Annotated in this window: 1 protein-coding gene; it reads right to left on the bottom strand. The window is 40.3% G+C overall.

Features of this window, described 5'->3' with window-relative positions:
- On the bottom strand, positions 1-489 hold a 489-nt coding region (locus tag L3049_RS21550; RefSeq protein ID WP_275111906.1), incomplete at both ends, for a Calx-beta domain-containing protein.

The following is a 489-nucleotide window of genomic DNA, read 5'->3' on the forward strand; positions in this document are numbered from 1 at the left end:
CGTTGCAGCTATGCTTACTTCTGATGCATCTTCATCTGAAATAGTTACTGTTGCTTCATCTGTAGCAGCGACTGATACAGCTGTATTGGTTGAACTTAGGCTTACTATTACTGTTTCTCCTCCTGTTTCTACGATATCATCATTAATTACACTTACTGGAAGTGTGATCGATGTGCTGTTAGCTGGAATCGTTACAGTAGTTCCAATTGCTGAATAATCGGTTCCTTCTGTTGCTACGCCACTGACTGCAAATGTAATTTCTGTATCTACACTTACTGCATTAGTTAGCGTCAAAGTAAACAGACCATCAGTTCCCGGTTCGCTTGCTTGAGTTGTAGCTGCAATACTTACTTCTGATGCATCTTCATCTGAAATAGTTACTGTTGCTTCGTCTGCCGCAGCGATTGTTACCGCTGTATTGGTTGAAACTAAACTTACAATTGCTGTTTCGCCTCCAGTTTCTACTAGATCATCATTAATTACACTTAC

It is taken from the genome of Labilibaculum sp. DW002 (assembly GCF_029029525.1).
In the GTDB taxonomy this organism is placed as follows: Bacteria; Bacteroidota; Bacteroidia; order Bacteroidales; family Marinifilaceae; genus Paralabilibaculum; species Paralabilibaculum antarcticum.